The following is a 14,972-nucleotide window of genomic DNA, read 5'->3' as shown; positions in this document are numbered from 1 at the left end:
CGACAAACGAAGGGCAGGGCCGCGCGAGCGGGCCCTGCCTTTTTTCATTGGAGAGAACGAAAGATGAGCGCGAGCGAGATCCTCCACGACCTCTGGCGCCAGGCCGGCCTGCCGGCCGACGCACTGCCGCTGGCGCGGCTCACGGGCGCCGACCCGGTGCTGCCGTCGTCCTTCGCGGTCGGCGCGGCGGCGCAGGGCAGCATCGCCGCGGCCGCGCTGGCGGCCTGCGAACTCGGCCATGCGCGCGGCGTGCCGCGGCAAGCGGTCGCGGTCGACATGCGCCACGCCGCGCTCGAATGCACCGGCTGGTTCAGCCTCGACGGCCGCGTGCCCGAGCTCTGGGACGCGTTCTCGGGCCTCTACCGCACGGCGGACGGCTGGGTGCGCATCCATGCCAACTTCGCGCACCACCGCGAAGGCGCGCTGCGCCTGCTGGGCCTCGATCCCGCGACGGCCGTGCGCGCCGATGCCGAAGCCGCGCTGGCCGGCTGGCGTGCGCTCGACTTCGAGGAAGCCGCCGCCGCGCGCGGGCTGGTGGCCACCGCGCTGCGCCGCTTCGACGAATGGGATGCCACGCCGCAGGGCCGCGCGATCGCCGCGCAGCCGCTGTTCACCATCGAGCGCATCGGCGATGCGGCACCGCTCGCGCTGCCGCCGCTGCGCGAGGACCAGCGGCCGCTCGCGGGCCTGCGCGTGCTCGACCTCACGCGCATCCTGGCCGGCCCGGTCGGCGGCCGCGCGCTCGCGGCCTACGGGGCCGACGTGCTGCTGGTCAACTCGCCGCGGCTGCCCAATATCGAGGCCATCGCCGACACCAGCCGCGGCAAGCTGTCGACGCATGTGGACTTGCGTACCGACGAAGGACAGGCGGCACTGCGTCGGCTGGCCGGGGATGCGCATGTGTTCGTGCAGGGCTACCGGCCCGGCGGCCTCGAGGAATTGGGTTTCGGGCCGGCGCAGCTCGCGGCGCTGCGGCCAGGCATCGTCTGCGTCTCGCTCACGGCCTATGGCACGCAGGGCCCGTGGGCCGGCCGACGCGGCTTCGATTCGCTGGTGCAGACCGCCATGGGCTTCAACCAGGCCGAGGGCGAGGCGGCCGGCGACGGCAAGCCGAAGCCGCTGCCGATGCAGATCCTCGACGAGGCCACGGGCTACCTGATCGCCTTCGGCGCGGCCGCCGCGCTGCATCGCCAGCAGCGCGAGGGCGGCAGTTGGGTGGTGCGCGTGTCGCTCGCGCAGACCGGCCACTGGCTGCGCGGACTCGGCCGCGTGCCCGGCGGGCTCGCCACGGCCAGGCCCGATATCGCGCCCTATGTGGAAACCGAGCCCTCGGGCTTTGGCGAGCTCGCGGGCCTGCGCCACAGCGCGCTGCTCGCGCTCACGCCGGCCGCCTGGCCGCGGCCCTCGATGCCGCCGGGCAGCCACCCCGCGGAGTGGCCCTAGGCCCCGAGCGCCGCGCGCACCTTGTCGCCGAGGCCGCGCAGCCGTTCCACCGGCTCGTTCGAGAACACGAAGCGCAGGTACTGCGCGCCATGCGTCTCGCCCCAGCCCTGCATGGCGGTGGCGCAGACGCGCGCCTTCAGCAGCCGCTCGGAGAGCGTCTGGCCGTCGATGCCGAAGTCGCTGGCGCGCAGCAGCATCGACCAGCCGCCGGCCGGCACGCCCACGGGCAGGCCGCGCAGCTCGTCGAGCAGCGTGTCGCGCCGCCGTTCGAGCTCGGCCACGTAGGGCGCCAGCGTGCGCGGCGACTGCGCGAGCGCGGTGGCGACCGCGTCCTGCGCGATGCCCACCGGCACCACCACGTTGGCCAGCGACACCGCCACCAGGTCGGGCATGTAGCTCTCGGGTGCGACGGTCCAGCCCACGCGCCAGCCGATCATGCGCAGCTCCTTGGCCGACGAGCCCACGGTGATGGTGCGCTCGGCCATGCCGGGCAGCCCGGCCGGATGGATGACCTGGCGGCCGTCGAACAGCAGCCGCTCCATCGCGGCATCGAGGATCAGCGTCAGGTCGTGCTGCACGCACAGCGCGGCGATCGCGCGCCAGTCGTCGGCATCGAAGCAACCGCCCGAGGGCATCGAGGGCGACATCAGCAGCATCGTTCGCACGCGCGGGCCCACGGCGGCGCGCAGCGCCTCGCGGTCGAGCTTCCATTCGCCGCCCGGCGTGAAGCGAAACGGCACGTACTTCGGCGTGCCGCCCGCGAGCCGGATGCGGTTGAGCAGGCCGGCATAGGTCGGGTCGGTCACCAGCACCTCGTCGCCGACCTCCACCGTGGCCAGCAGGGCATTGAGGAGGCCCGAGAGCCCGCCGGCCGAGATCACGCAATGGCGCGCCTCGTAGGCCACGCCCGAGAGTTCCGACACATGGCGCGCCGCGACCTCGCGCAGCCGCGCCTGGCCGACGAAGGGCAGGTAGCTGTTGTCGGCGTCCTCGGTGGCGGCGCGCACGGTGCGCGCCACGGCCTCGCCATCGGGCGGGATGTCGACGTCGAGGTTCTCGAGCCGCAGGAAGGGCGGGCCCTCGGCGTCGTCGGCGATGGCGCCCATGCGGTCGACGCCGATGCCGGCGATGTGGGTCAGGCGGGCGGGGCGGTGGCGTGGCATGCGGGCGTCTCCTGGCAGGCGTTGTCCGCGCATTCTGCGGCCGGCGCGCGCGCGTTCACACCCCCAGGCTGGCCGCGAGCTCGCGGAAGATGCCGTAGAGCGCGGGCTGCTCCTCGAAGCCGATGCCCGGCGACTCGGGCAAGGTGGCGCGCCCGTTCTCGATGCGGACCTCGCGGCTGAAGCCGCCGAAGGGGCCGAACAGCCCCGGATAGGACTCCGCGCTGCCGAGCCCCAGCCCCGCGGTCGCATGCAGCGACATCAGGTTGCCGCCATGCGGCACGATGTTCTCGCGCGCCACGCCGTGGGCCCGTGCCAGCGCCACGATGCGCTGCAGCTCGAGCAGGCCGTAGGCCAGCGGCGGATCGGGCTGCAGCACGACGCGGCCTTCGAAGCCGCCGTAGCGCAGGAAGTTGGCGACCTCCTCGCGCGAGAACAGGTTCTCGCCGCCGGCGACGGTGCCCGCGTAGGCCTCGCTCACCGCGCGGTAGGTCTCGAAGTCGGCGGGGTCGCAGGGCTCCTCGAGCCAGCGCAGGCCATAGGGCGCGATGGCGCGCGCGAAGGCCAGCGCCTCGTCGCGCCCGAAGGCGCAGCTCGCATCGAGCGCCAGCCGCGAACCCGAGTCCACCAGCGCCAGCACCGACTCGATGCGCCGCAGCTCCGCGGCCAGCGGCAGGCCGCCGGCCTTGATCTTGAGCTCGGTGTAGCCGGCATCGAGATGGCCGCGCACCTCGTCGCCGAGCCGGGCCAGGTCGTCGTGGTCGCGGTAGAAGCCGCCGCCCACGTAGCAGCGCACCGAGTGCGCGGGTTCGATGCCGGGCTCGCCCATGCGCTCGGCCAGCACCCGGTACAGCGGCAGGCCGCGCATCTTGCCGACGATGTCCCAGAGCGCGAGTTCCAGCGTGCCGACCGCCATCGAGCGCTCGGCATGGGCGCCGGCCTTCTCGCGCCGCAGCATCAGGTCGAGCGCGCGTTGCGGGTCGACGATGCCGCTGGCGGGGTCGTTGAGTTCCTCGGGCGTGGCACGCAGCAGGCGCGGGATGAAGCGCTCGCGCAGCGGCCCGCCGCAGCCGTAGCGGCCGAAGGAGTTGAAGGCATGGCCGACGACCCGGCGGCCGTCGCGGAACTGGTCGGTGACGACAGCCACCACGCTGGCGGTGATCTCGCTGAAATCGATGCGCGCGTTGCGCAGCGAGGAGGCGATGGGAACGGTGCGTTCCGCGATGCTGAGGATCTTCATGGGCGGTGCGGCCTCAATCGACGACGGCGCCGGTGCTCTTCACGATCGGCCCCCACTTGTCGTACTCGGCCTGGATGAAGGCGCCGAAGCGCTCGGGCGTGCCGTGCACGGGCGCGCTGCCGAGCCGCGCGATCTGCTCGCGCACGGCGGGTGTGTCGAGCGCCTGGCGCGCGGCCTCGTTGAGCCGCTCGACGATGGCGCGCGGCGTGCCCGCCGGCGCCATCAGGCCGTACCAGGCGAGCGCCTCGTAGCCGGGCACGCCGGCCTCTTCCATCGTCGGCACCCCGGGCAGCAGCGGCGAGCGCTGGCGGCCGGTGACGGCCAGTGCGCGCAGCCGTCCGGTCGCGAGGTTGGGCATGGCCGAGACCATGCTGTCGATCGCGAAGTCGATCTGCCCGCCCATCAGGTCGGTGGCCATCGGCGCCTGGCCCTTGTAGGGCACGTGCGTGAGCGTCACGCCGGTCATCGAACCGAGCAGCACCGCCGACAGGTGCTGCGGCGTGCCATTGCCGGACGAGCCGAAGCTGTACTTGCCGGGGTTGGCCTTCAGCAGCCGCAGGAACTCCGCCGCGCTGCGCGCCGGGTGCGCGTCGTTGACCTCGAGCACCAGCGGCACTGCCGCGAGCTGCACCACCGGCACCAGGTCCTTGAGCGGGCGATAGGGCAGCTTCGGATAGAGCCAGGGGCTGATCGCCAGCGGCCCGCTCGAGGACAGCAGCAGCGTGTAGCCGTCGGGTTTGGCCTTGACCACGAAGTCGGTGCCGATGTTGCCGCCGGCGCCGACCCGGGCCTCGATCACCAGCGGCTGCCCGAGCGCGGCCTGCAGGCGCGGCGCGAGCAGGCGCGCGAGGGCATCCGACGGACCGCCGACCGGGGACTGGATGACGACGCTGATGGGCTTCGAGGGATAGGCCTGCGCGGCGGCCGGCGGACTCGCGGCGACGGTGGCGAACAGCGCGAGCGCGGTGGCCAGGCGGGCGAGGGGGTGGGGATGGATCTTCATGCTTGTCTCCTTTTTGGGTGTCGATGGAACAGCGTCAGCGGTGGACGCGGGTATTCGTCGTCTCGATGGCCTCCACGAGGCGCGCGATCTCGTCCTCGTCCGTGAGGTAGTGCGGCGTGAGCCGCAGCACGCCCGGCAGGCCTGCGGCCTCGAGCGCCCAGCGCGCGTGCTGCGGGCCGACGAAGGAGGCGTGGACGCCCGCGTCGGCAAGGCGGCGGACGAAGGCCGCGCCATCGCCGAAGGCCTCGGGCAGACGATAGGTCAGCAGCGCGCTGCGATCGGGCAAGCCGGCCTCGAGCGGCTGCCAGCCGAAGCGCTCCTGCAGCGCCTGCGCGAGGCACTGGCGCACCCGCGCGTTCTGTCGTGCGATGCGCGCGGGGTCGACCGCGAGCGCGTAGTCGCAGGCCGCGCCCAGCGCCAGCCGCAGGCCCGGATGGAACTCGTGGCCCTCGAAACGCCGCGCATCGGACCAGGGCTGCAGGCGCTCGGCCTCCAGCCACTGCGCGCCCGCCACGTCGATGGCATCGGGCGTGCCGAGCATTTCGAGCGCGCGTTCCGACAGGCACAGCACGCCCGCGCCGCGCGGGCCGCGCAGCCATTTGCGCGTGGGGAACACCAGCACGTCGCAGCCCAGGGCCTGCATGTCGACCGGCCCCTGGCCCACTGCATGGCTGGCATCGAGGAACAGCAGGCCGCCATGCGCATGCACGCAGCGCGCCACGCCGTCCATGGGCGTGGCCGCGCCCCAGGCGGTCGGCACGGCGGCGAGCGAGACCACGGGGCTGCTGCCGGCGGGTGCATGGCGCAGCGCATGGTCCAGGCGCTGCGTCAGCGGCGTCGCGCCGGGCCGCGTGCCGATCACCGTGAAGCCGAGCCGCCCCTGTCGCGCCGCGTTCAGCAGGTGCAGCGCGTTGGCGCCATATTCGTCGTGGGTCGTGATCACATGGGGCGCGTGGGCCGCGCTCATCGCGGTGGCCCAGGCCTGGCTCGCGGAACCCAGCAGCGCGACCTGGTGCGGCTGCGCGTTGACGAGCCGCGCGACGCTGGCGCGCACCGCATGCAGCGCGTTCGCATGCCGCTCGGTGGCGCGGTGCGTGCCCAGCGTGCGCTCGGCCTCGAGCCAGGCCTGCCATTGCGCGTAGACGGGTTCGGGCGGCAGGCTCGCCGAGCCATGCGCGAAATGCGCGAGGTGCGCGCCCGTGCTCCAGGCGGGGGTGTCGCGGCGCAGGCGCGCGAGCTCGGCCTCGGTGAAGGGCGCGGCCGCGACCGGCTCAGTGGCGATCGCTGGCATCGACGTCGAGTGCGGCGAGATCGAAGGACTGGTCGCGCAGCGCCTGCCGCAGCGACGCCTGCCGCTGCGCATCGAGCGCCTCGAGCGGTGGCCGCACGCGCGCCCATTGCGCATCGCCCGTGGCCATCGCGATGGCCGACTTCATGGCGGGAATCAGCGGATGGGCCGCGAACTTCGCGCGCACCGCATTGAGCGCCGCCTGCCGCGCATCGGCATCCACGTCCTGCCACGTGTCGAACAGGCGCACGATGGCGCGGGGATTGACGTTCGCGGTGGCCGAGATGCAGCCCGCGCCGCCGTGGCGCAGGGTGTCGAGCAGGATGGTCTCGGTGCCCGCGAAGACGTCGAAGCCCTCGGGGCCGAACTGCGCGATGGTGCGCGCCGTGTAGTCCCAGTCGCCGCCGGTGTCCTTCATGCCCGCGACCGTGCCGGGGTAGCGCTTCAGCAGGCGCTCGACCAGCGCCGGGGAGAAGCCCACCTGCGCCACCGGCGGGATGTGATAGAGGTAGAGCCGCAGGCCGCGTTCGCCGACCCGCTCGATCACCTCGCTGAAGAAGGCGAACAGGCCGTCGTCGGTGACGCTCTTGTAATAGAAGGGCGGCAGCGCCAGCACACCGGCGCAGCCCTGGTCGACCGCGCAGCGCGTGAGCCGCACCGCGTCGGCCAGCGAGCAGCTGCCGGTGCCCGGCAGCATGCGCGCTGAGGGCACGCCCGCGGCCACGGCCTGCTGCAGCAGCTCGATGCGCTCGTCGACCGAGAGCGAGTTGCCCTCGGAATTGGTGCCGAACATCGCGAGCCCGCAGTCCTGCGCCACCAGCCAGCGGCACAGCCGCAGGAAGCGGGCGGCGTCGGGCTTCAGAGTGGCGTCGAAGGGGGTGAGGACCGGGGCGAGCACGCCGCGCAGGCGTTGGGGGGTGGGGGACGGCATCTGGATTCCAGCAAGGGTTCGAGGTGCCGGAATTCTTGGGCGCAAGGGCCTCGAGCGGGTTGCCGATCGGGCGCCGGGTTTTGCGAAAGCCGCAAAAGATAAGGATGCCGAAGTGCCCGGGCTTCAGCCGGGCGACAGTAGACTCGTATGACCGCCACATTTTGAGGAAACCGCAAATGATCGATCTGGTCAGCCTGAAGGATTTCCTGGTCCTGTGCCAGACGCGCAGCTTCAGCCGCGCCGCCGAGCGCTGCCATGTGTCGGTGTCGGGACTGAGCCGGCGCATCCAGGGCCTCGAGCAGTGGATCGGCGCGCCGCTGTTCGACCGGCGCACCGCGGCGCTCGAGCTCACGCAGCCCGGCGAGCGGCTGCAGGCGATCTCCTCCGAGGTGGTCTATGCGCTGGAGGGGCTGCGCAAGTCGATCAAGGCCGATGGCGAGGACCGGCAGCAGCGCATCCGCTTCGCGGCGCCGCACATCATGTCGGCCGTGTTCTTCCCCGATTGGGTGCCGCGGCTGCACAACGACTTCCGGAGCGCCAAGTTCAGCGTCAGCTCCGACAACCTGCCCGAGTGCTTCGAGATGCTGGCCGAGGGCTCGGTCGACTACGTGGTCGCGCTGTTCGACGAGGCCGGCGCGGTGGCCGCGCGCGCGGGCTCGGCCTGCGAGGCGGGCGACTGCCTGGTGCTGGAACTGGGGCGCGAACGGCTGGTGCCGGTGAGCGCGCCCAATGCCGCGGGCGGGCCGCTGTTCGACCTGCGCGATCCCGCCGGCGGGCCTGTTTCGTTCCTGGGCTATGCCGAGGAATGCCACCTCGGCTGGTCGCTGGCGCCGCTGCTCGAGCGCCATGGCGACCTGCGGCTGCAGCGCCACCACGAGGCCAGCCTGACCGACGGGTTGCGCTTCATGGCGCTGTCGCGGCTGGGCGTGGCCTGGCTGCCGCAGGCGCTGGTACGCGAGGACCTCGATGCCGGGCGCCTCGTGCGGGCCGGCGGCACTTCGCTCGAGGTGCCGCTGCGCTTCATGCTGATGCGCCGGCGCGCGCCGCTGGCCGAGCAGGCCGAGCGGCTGTGGCGCCATCTGGGCGAGTTGGTGCGGGCCGAAGCGCCCGTACCGGGCGAGCCGGTGCTGGAGGGCGTGGCGTAGGGGCGTTGCGGCTCAGGCCCGCGGGCCCGCATCGGGCAGCAGCAGCTCGCGCTGCGCCTGCGCGGTCTGCTGCAGGAACTCCCAGGTCGCCTTCATGCGCGCGAGGTGCTTGGTCTCGGCCGGCATCGACATCCAGAAGGTGCGCGTGAAGTTCGCCTGGCCCGCCAGCACCGGCTGCAGGCTGCCGTCGCCCTCGGCCAGGAAGGCCGGCAGCACCGCGATGCCCGCGCCCGCGGCCACCGCGCGGTGCTGCGCCAGCACGCTGGTGCTGCGCAGCGCGAAGCTGTCGGGGCGGTGCAGCTCGTCGAGGTACTGCAGCTCCTTGCTGAACAGCAGATCGTCGACATAGCTGATGAAGGTGTGGCCGCGCAGGTCCTCGCGCGTGGCGATCGGCTTGTGCGCCGCGAGGTAGGGCTTCGAGGCGTAGAGGCGCAGCGTGTAGTCGCTGAGCTTGGTGACCAGCACCGGCCCGCGCGCCGGCCGCTCGAGCGAGATCACGATGTCGGCTTCGCGCCGCGACAGGTGCACCAGCCTCGGCATCGCCAGCAGGTCGATGGTCAGCCGCGGATGCTGCCGCGCGAACAGCGCGAGCTGCGGCGCCAGCACCGCGGTGCCGAAGCCTTCGGTGGCGCCGATGCGCACCAGCCCCGACAGCCCTTCCTGCGAGGCCGGCGCCGTGCTCTCCACCGCGAGGAAGGCGCTCTCCATCGCCTCCACCTGCGGCTGCAGCCGCCGGCCGGCCTCGGTGAGCCGGTGCCCGCCGGCCTCGCGCGCGAACAGCGGCGCGCCCACCTCCTTCTCGAGCGCCTGGATGCGGCGCGCCACCGTCGTGTGGTCGACTTCGAGCCGGCGCGCGGCGCTCATCAGCGTGCCGGAGCGCGCGAGTTCGAGGAAATAGCGGAGGTTGTCCCAGTCCATCGGCTCTTTCTGAATGCGGGAACCGGACGCAGAGGACGCGAAGGTTCCGCGAAGGACGCGAAAGAAATCAAAAAAGTGAATTCGTTTTTTTTGCGCTCTTCGCGGAACCTTCGCGTCCTCTGCGTCCTTGTCCCCGCGTTCTGCATTTTTGCAAAACCCCAGCGCAATTTTGTCTATTGTCATAGCAAAACTGCAAAGCTACGATGCCCGCTGTTCCGCCGCCTTCGGCACCGCATTCACAGGAGACAAGCACATGGACGCCAGCACCCAGCCCTCGACCCAGATCGCCACCGTCAAGCTCTTGATCGGCGGCAAGTTCGTCGAGTCGAAGACCACCGAATGGCGCGACATCGTCAACCCGGCCACGCAGCAGGTGCTGGCCCGCGTGCCCTTCGCCACGCCCGACGAGCTCGACGCCGCCGTCGCTTCGGCCAAGGACGCCTTCAAGACCTGGCGCAAGACGCCGCTCGGCGCCCGCGCGCGCATCTTCCTCAAGTACCAGCAGCTGATCCGCGAGAACATGGCCGAGCTGGCCGCGATCCTCACGGCCGAGCAGGGCAAGACCCTGCCCGATGCCGAAGGCGACGTGTTCCGCGGCCTCGAGGTGGTCGAGCACGCCTCGAACATCGGCAACCTGCAGCTCGGCGAGCTGGCCAACAACGTGGCCAACGGCGTCGACACGTACACCCTGCTGCAGCCGCTGGGCGTGTGCGCGGGCATCACGCCGTTCAACTTCCCGGCCATGATCCCGCTGTGGATGTTCCCGATGGCCATCGTCACCGGCAACACCTTCGTGCTCAAGCCCTCCGAGCAGGACCCGATGGTCACGATGCGACTGTGCGAGCTCGCGCTCGAGGCCGGCATCCCGGCCGGCGTGCTCAACGTGGTGCACGGCGGCGAGGCGGTGGTCAACGGCATCTGCGACCACAAGGACATCAAGGCGATCAGCTTCGTCGGCTCGACCAAGGTCGGCACCCACGTCTACAACCGCGCCACGCTGGCCGGCAAGCGCGTGCAATGCATGATGGGCGCGAAGAACCACGCCATCGTGATGCCCGACGCCAACAAGGAACAGACGCTCAACGCGCTGGCCGGCGCGAGCTTCGGTGCCGCGGGCCAACGCTGCATGGCGGTGTCGGTGGCGGTGCTGGTGGGCGACGCGCGCAAGTGGGTGCCCGAGCTGATCGAGAAGGCCAGGACGCTGAAGATCGGTGCCGGCACCGAGAAGGGCGTGGACGTGGGCCCGCTGGTCTCGTGCGCTGCGCACGACCGCGTCAGCAGCCTGATCGAACGCGGCCTGGCCGATGGCGCCGAACTCGTGCTCGACGGCCGCAAGCCCAGCGTGCCCGGCTACGAGAAGGGCAACTTCGTCGGCCCGACGATCTTCACCGGCGTGAAGCCCGGCATGACCATCTATGACCAGGAGATCTTCGGACCGGTGCTGTGCGTGGCCGATGCCGAGACCATCGACGAGGCCATCGAGCTGATCAACAGCAACCCGAACGGCAACGGCACCGCGATCTTCACGCAGTCGGGCGCCGCGGCGCGCCGCTTCCAGGAAGACATCGACGTGGGCCAGGTCGGCATCAACGTGCCGATCCCGGTGCCGGTCCCGATGTTCTCGTTCACCGGTTCGCGCGCCTCCAAGCTCGGCGACCTGGGCCCGTACGGCAAGCAGGTCATCATGTTCTACACCCAGACCAAGACCGTCACGGCACGCTGGTTCGACGACAGCACCGTCTCGCACGGCGTCAACACCACCATCAGCCTCAAGTGAGGAAGCGCCTTCGCGTCGCGGCCTGGGGCGCGGTGGCGACGCTCGCGCTGCTCGCCGGCGGCGCGCGGGCGGCCCCCGACGCGGACGACTGCGATCCCAACGGGAACCAGCAGCAGATGAACGCCTGCGCGGCGCGCGATTTCCGCGCCGCCGATGCGGCGCTCAACATCCGCTATGGCGAGGTGATGAAGACGCTGTCGCCATCGATGCGCACCGCGCTGCGCAACGAGCAGCGCGCCTGGCTCAAGGGCCGCGACCCGGCCTGCAAGCGCGCCTCGAAGGCCAACGAGGGCGGCTCCATGTGGCCGCTGGTATTCAATTCATGCCTGGAGAAATCGACCCGGAAACGGACCGCCGAACTGGATCGCTGGAAGGGTCGCGAACAATGAACTTCGAACTGTCCGAAGAGCAGAACGCCTTTGCGCAGAGCGCGCGCGATTTCGCGCAGGCCGAATTCGCGCCGCATGCGGCGCAGTGGGACGCCGAGGCCTTCTTTCCGAAGGAGGCCATCGCCAAGGCCGGCGAGCTGGGCTTCTGCGGCCTCTACGCGCCCGAGCGCATCGGCGGCCTCGGCCTGCCGCGGCTCGATGCGGCGCTGGTGTTCGAGGAGATGGCCGCGGTCGACCCGTCGACCACGGCCTTCATCACCATCCACAACATGGCGACCTGGATGCTCGGCACATGGGCCACCGATGCGGTGGCCGAGCAGTGGGGCGAGGACCTCACCAGCGGGCGCAAGCTGGCCTCGTACTGCCTCACCGAGCCTGGTGCCGGCTCGGACGCGGGCTCGCTCAAGACGCGCGCCGAGCTGCAGGGCGCGGAGTACGTGATCAACGGCGGCAAGGCCTTCATCTCGGGCGCCGGTTCCACCGACGTGCTGGTGCTGATGGCGCGCACCGGCGGCGCGGGCGCCAGCGGCATCTCGGCCTTCGCGGTGCCGGCCGACGCGCCCGGCGTGAGCTATGGCAAGAAGGAGCACAAGATGGGCTGGAACAGCCAACCCACGCGCACCATCAATTTCGACAACGTGCGCATCCCCGCCGCGAACCTGCTGGGCAAGGAAGGCGAGGGCTTCCGCATCGCGATGAAGGGGCTCGACGGCGGTCGCATCAACATCGCGACCTGCTCGGTGGGCGCGGCGCAGGGCGCGCTCGACGCGGCGCGCCGCTACCTGCACGAACGCCAGCAGTTCGGCAAGCCGATCGCGAGCTTCCAGGCGCTGCAGTTCAAGCTCGCCGACATGGCGACCGAGCTGGTGGCCGCGCGCCAGATGGTGCGGCTGGCCGCGAGCAAGCTCGACGCCGGCCATGCCGACGCCAGCACCTATTGCGCGATGGCCAAGCGCTTCGCGACCGATGCGGGCTTCGATGTCTGCAACGACGCGCTGCAATTGCACGGCGGCTACGGCTACCTCAGCGAGTTCCCGCTCGAGCGGCTGGTGCGCGACACCCGCGTGCACCAGATCCTCGAGGGCACCAACGAGATCATGCGCGTGATCGTTGCGCGAAAATTGCTGGAAGGGGACAGCGATATCCGCTGACGCCCCGTATCCGGAACCCCTCAAGACAATGACCGACTCCGTAGTTCTCTTCGACGAAATCAAGACCGCCGGCGGCCAGCGCTTCGGCGTCGCCACGCTCAACGCACCCGCCTCGCTCAACGCGCTGTCGGTGGACATGGTGCGCCTGCTCACGCCCCAGCTGCGCGCATGGGCGAAGGACGACGGCATCGTCGGCGTGCTGCTGCAGGCCGCGGGCGAGAAGGCCTTCTGCGCGGGCGGCGACCTGCGCCAGCTCTACCAGACGCTGCGCGAATGCGGCGCCGAACGCAACACCTACGCCGAGGACTTCTTCCGCGAGGAGTACGAGCTCGACCACCTGATCCACACCTTCCCGAAGCCCTTCCTCTGCTGGGGCCACGGCATCGTGATGGGCGGCGGCGTGGGCCTGATGTCGGGCTGCTCGCACCGCGTGGTGACCGCGCAGAGCCGCATCGCCATGCCCGAGATCAGCATCGGCCTGTACCCCGACGTGGGCGGCAGCTGGTTCCTGCGCCGCACGCCGGGCCGCACCGGCCTGTTCCTCGCGCTGACGGCCGCGAATCTCAATGCCGCCGACGCGATCTTCTGCGGCCTGGCCGACGTGCTGGTGCCGCAGGAGCACAAGGGCCAGGTGCTCGAGGCCATCGCCGCCGCGCGCTGGGCCGGCGATGGCAAGGCCGACCGCGCCACGCTGTCGCGCATCCTCGCCAAGGCCGGCGAGGGCGCCGAACTGCCGGCGTCGAAGGTGCGCGAGCACTACGACACCATCAACGCGCTGATGGCCGGCGACGACCTGCTCGACATCGCGCAGCGCCTGCGCGCATTGCGCAGCGACGACGCCTGGCTGCAGAGCGCCGCCAAGACCTTCATGAAGGGCGCGCCGAGCTCGGCCGCGCTGAGCTTCGAGCTCTGGCAGCGCGTGCACCGCATGTCGCTGGCCGAGGTGTTCCGCCTCGAGTACTGGGCCTCGCTGGGCTTCTGCGCGCACAAGGACTTCGCCGAGGGCATCCGCGCGGTGCTGATCGACAAGGACCGCAATCCCCAGTGGTCGCCCGCGAGCATCGAGGAGATCACCCAGGCCTTCATCGACGACCACCTGCGCCCGCGCGGCGAGATGCCGGCGGAGCTGGCGACGCTGAGGTAAAGACGGATTTCCGGACGCAGAGGACGCGAAGGTTTCGCGAAGAGCGCGAAAGAAATCCATTTGAAGTTTTTTTGCGTCCTTCGCGAAACCTTCGCGTCCTCTGCGTCCGGTTCCTGCATTCAAGACACTCAATCCTTCGGAGACAACACATGAAGATCGCATTCATCGGCCTCGGCAACATGGGCGGCCCGATGGCCCTCAACCTGCTCAAGGCCGGCCACACGCTCAGCGCCTTCGACCTCTCGGCCGACGCCTGCCAGAAGTTCGCGGGCGAGGGCCTGCCGATCGCGAAGTCGGCGGCCGACAGCGTGGCCGATGCCGAGGTCGTGATCAGCATGCTGCCGGCCAGCGCGCACGTCGAGGGCCTGTTCCTCGGCGGCGCGGGCAAGCCCGGCCTGCTCGAGAGCATCCAGGCCGGCGCGCTCGTGATCGACAGCAGCACCATCGCCGCCGCCACCTCGCGCAAGGTGGCCGAGGCGGCCGCCGCCAAGGGCATCGCGATGATCGATGCGCCGGTGTCGGGCGGCACGGGCGGTGCCATCGCGGGCACGCTGACCTTCATGGTCGGCGGCGAGACGAAGGACCTCGAGCGCGCTCGGCCGGTACTCGAGAAGATGGGCGCCAACATCTTCCACGCGGGTGCCGCGGGCGCGGGCCAGACCGCCAAGATCTGCAACAACATGTTGCTCGGCATCCTGATGATCGGCACCTCGGAAGCGCTCGCGCTCGGCGTGGCCAACGGGCTCGATCCCAAGGTGCTGTCGGAGATCATGCGCCGCAGCTCGGGCGGCAACTGGGCGCTCGAGAAGTACAACCCGATGCCCGGCGTGATGGAGGCCGCGCCGGCCTCGAAGAACTACGCGGGCGGCTTCGGCACCGACCTGATGCTCAAGGACCTGGGCCTGGCGCAGGAGAACGCGACCGCCGTGCGCGCCTCGACGCCGCTGGGCGGCATCGCGCGCAACCTCTATGCGGCGCACAGCCTCGCGGGGCATGGCGCGCTCGACTTCTCGAGCGTGCTGAAGCTGTTCCAGAAGCCCTGAGCGGGCTTGGCTCGACGCGAGACAGCGGCCTCAGTGCCGCTGTTTGCTCTTGTGGGCGGTCTTCTCGGCCTTCTCGAAGGCCTCGTCGCTGGGCGCGCCCTCGCTGCCCGGCTTGCGCATGTGCTCGCCGCTGCCGTGCTTGATGCGCTCCTGCTTGGCGTGGATGTTGGCGTAGAGGCCCTTGGTCTTTCGGGTCGGCATCGATGGCTCCTTGATTCGGTGCTCGCAGCGTGGTCACCGTGCATGGCTCGCCTGGCACGCGCAGGCCGCGTCGCGGCGTAGGACATGTCGCGCGGCACGTCGTTGCCGCAGCCGGGCGCGGGGCCTTTGCGCGCATCGT

Annotated in this window: 14 protein-coding genes; 7 read left to right on the top strand and 7 right to left on the bottom strand. The window is 71.0% G+C overall.

Annotation, left to right across the window (positions count from 1 at the left end):
* Nucleotides 1-63 precede the first annotated feature (63 nt).
* A complete protein-coding gene (locus INQ48_19465; GenBank protein QRF55566.1) occupies nucleotides 64-1,443 on the top strand; it encodes a CoA transferase in 1,380 nt (459 codons plus the stop codon).
* Here INQ48_19465 and INQ48_19460 read toward each other — a convergent pair.
* Genes INQ48_19460 through INQ48_19440 form a run of 5 tightly spaced genes read right to left on the bottom strand, consistent with a single transcriptional unit; the run spans nucleotide 1,440 to nucleotide 7,065 of the window.
* On the bottom strand, nucleotides 1,440-2,606 hold the full coding sequence (locus INQ48_19460) for a pyridoxal phosphate-dependent aminotransferase (GenBank protein QRF55565.1): 1,167 nt from the start codon (nucleotides 2,604-2,606) through the stop codon (nucleotides 1,440-1,442). The genes INQ48_19465 and INQ48_19460 overlap by 4 nt on opposite strands.
* Before the next feature lie 55 nt (nucleotides 2,607-2,661).
* Nucleotides 2,662-3,843, bottom strand: a complete 1,182-nt coding sequence (locus INQ48_19455) for a mandelate racemase (GenBank protein ID QRF55564.1) — start codon at nucleotides 3,841-3,843, stop codon at nucleotides 2,662-2,664.
* 13 nt (nucleotides 3,844-3,856) lie between these two features.
* The gene (locus INQ48_19450) at nucleotides 3,857-4,846 is read right to left on the bottom strand and encodes a tripartite tricarboxylate transporter substrate binding protein (protein ID QRF55563.1); all 990 of its coding nucleotides are present in this window, start codon (nucleotides 4,844-4,846) and stop codon (nucleotides 3,857-3,859) included.
* Nucleotides 4,847-4,880: 34 nt separating this feature from the next.
* Nucleotides 4,881-6,137, bottom strand: a complete 1,257-nt coding sequence (locus tag INQ48_19445) for an aminotransferase class V-fold PLP-dependent enzyme (GenBank protein ID QRF55562.1) — start codon at nucleotides 6,135-6,137, stop codon at nucleotides 4,881-4,883.
* Entirely contained in the window at nucleotides 6,118-7,065 is a 948-nt protein-coding gene (locus tag INQ48_19440; protein ID QRF55561.1) for a dihydrodipicolinate synthase family protein, read from the bottom strand. Before INQ48_19440 ends, INQ48_19445 begins: the two co-directional genes overlap by 20 nt.
* A 176-nt stretch (nucleotides 7,066-7,241) precedes the next feature.
* Here INQ48_19440 and INQ48_19435 point away from each other — a divergent pair, with 176 nt between their 5' ends.
* Complete coding sequence (locus tag INQ48_19435; GenBank protein QRF55560.1) at nucleotides 7,242-8,210, top strand: LysR family transcriptional regulator; 969 nt, start codon at nucleotides 7,242-7,244, stop codon at nucleotides 8,208-8,210.
* A 12-nt stretch (nucleotides 8,211-8,222) separates the two neighbouring features.
* Here the strand turns inward: INQ48_19435 and INQ48_19430 are convergent, their stop codons facing one another.
* A complete protein-coding gene (locus tag INQ48_19430; GenBank protein ID QRF55559.1) occupies nucleotides 8,223-9,128 on the bottom strand; it encodes a LysR family transcriptional regulator in 906 nt (301 codons plus the stop codon).
* Between the two features lie 253 nt (nucleotides 9,129-9,381).
* Between INQ48_19430 and INQ48_19425 the strand changes: the two genes are divergently transcribed.
* The 5 genes from INQ48_19425 (at nucleotide 9,382) to mmsB (ending at nucleotide 14,632) form a co-directional block, all read left to right on the top strand.
* Nucleotides 9,382-10,905 (top strand): CoA-acylating methylmalonate-semialdehyde dehydrogenase, encoded by a 1,524-nt coding sequence (locus INQ48_19425; protein ID QRF55558.1) that lies wholly within the window; start codon nucleotides 9,382-9,384, stop codon nucleotides 10,903-10,905.
* Nucleotides 10,902-11,294 carry a DUF1311 domain-containing protein gene (locus INQ48_19420; protein ID QRF55557.1) on the top strand — a complete coding sequence of 131 codons (393 nt, stop codon included), beginning with the start codon at nucleotides 10,902-10,904 and terminating at the stop codon, nucleotides 11,292-11,294. Before INQ48_19425 ends, INQ48_19420 begins: the two co-directional genes overlap by 4 nt.
* A complete protein-coding gene (locus tag INQ48_19415) occupies nucleotides 11,291-12,445 on the top strand; it encodes an acyl-CoA dehydrogenase family protein (protein ID QRF55556.1) in 1,155 nt (384 codons plus the stop codon). The genes INQ48_19420 and INQ48_19415 overlap by 4 nt, the downstream gene beginning before the upstream one ends.
* 28 nt (nucleotides 12,446-12,473) lie before the next feature.
* Complete coding sequence (locus INQ48_19410) at nucleotides 12,474-13,589, top strand: enoyl-CoA hydratase/isomerase family protein (protein QRF55555.1); 1,116 nt, start codon at nucleotides 12,474-12,476, stop codon at nucleotides 13,587-13,589.
* Nucleotides 13,590-13,738: 149 nt separating this feature from the next.
* Entirely contained in the window at nucleotides 13,739-14,632 is an 894-nt protein-coding gene (gene mmsB, locus INQ48_19405) for a 3-hydroxyisobutyrate dehydrogenase (protein QRF55554.1), read from the top strand.
* A gap of 30 nt (nucleotides 14,633-14,662) precedes the next feature.
* On the opposite strand, the gene INQ48_19400 is transcribed toward mmsB, so the two are convergent.
* Nucleotides 14,663-14,833 carry a hypothetical protein gene (locus tag INQ48_19400; GenBank protein ID QRF55553.1) on the bottom strand — a complete coding sequence of 57 codons (171 nt, stop codon included), beginning with the start codon at nucleotides 14,831-14,833 and terminating at the stop codon, nucleotides 14,663-14,665.
* Nucleotides 14,834-14,972 lie beyond the last annotated feature (139 nt).

This window comes from Variovorax paradoxus, assembly GCA_016806145.1.
Classification (GTDB): domain Bacteria; phylum Pseudomonadota; class Gammaproteobacteria; order Burkholderiales; family Burkholderiaceae_C; genus Variovorax.
Note: the sequence above shows the minus strand (reverse complement) of the source record. Positions and strands in the feature narration are given on the sequence as shown.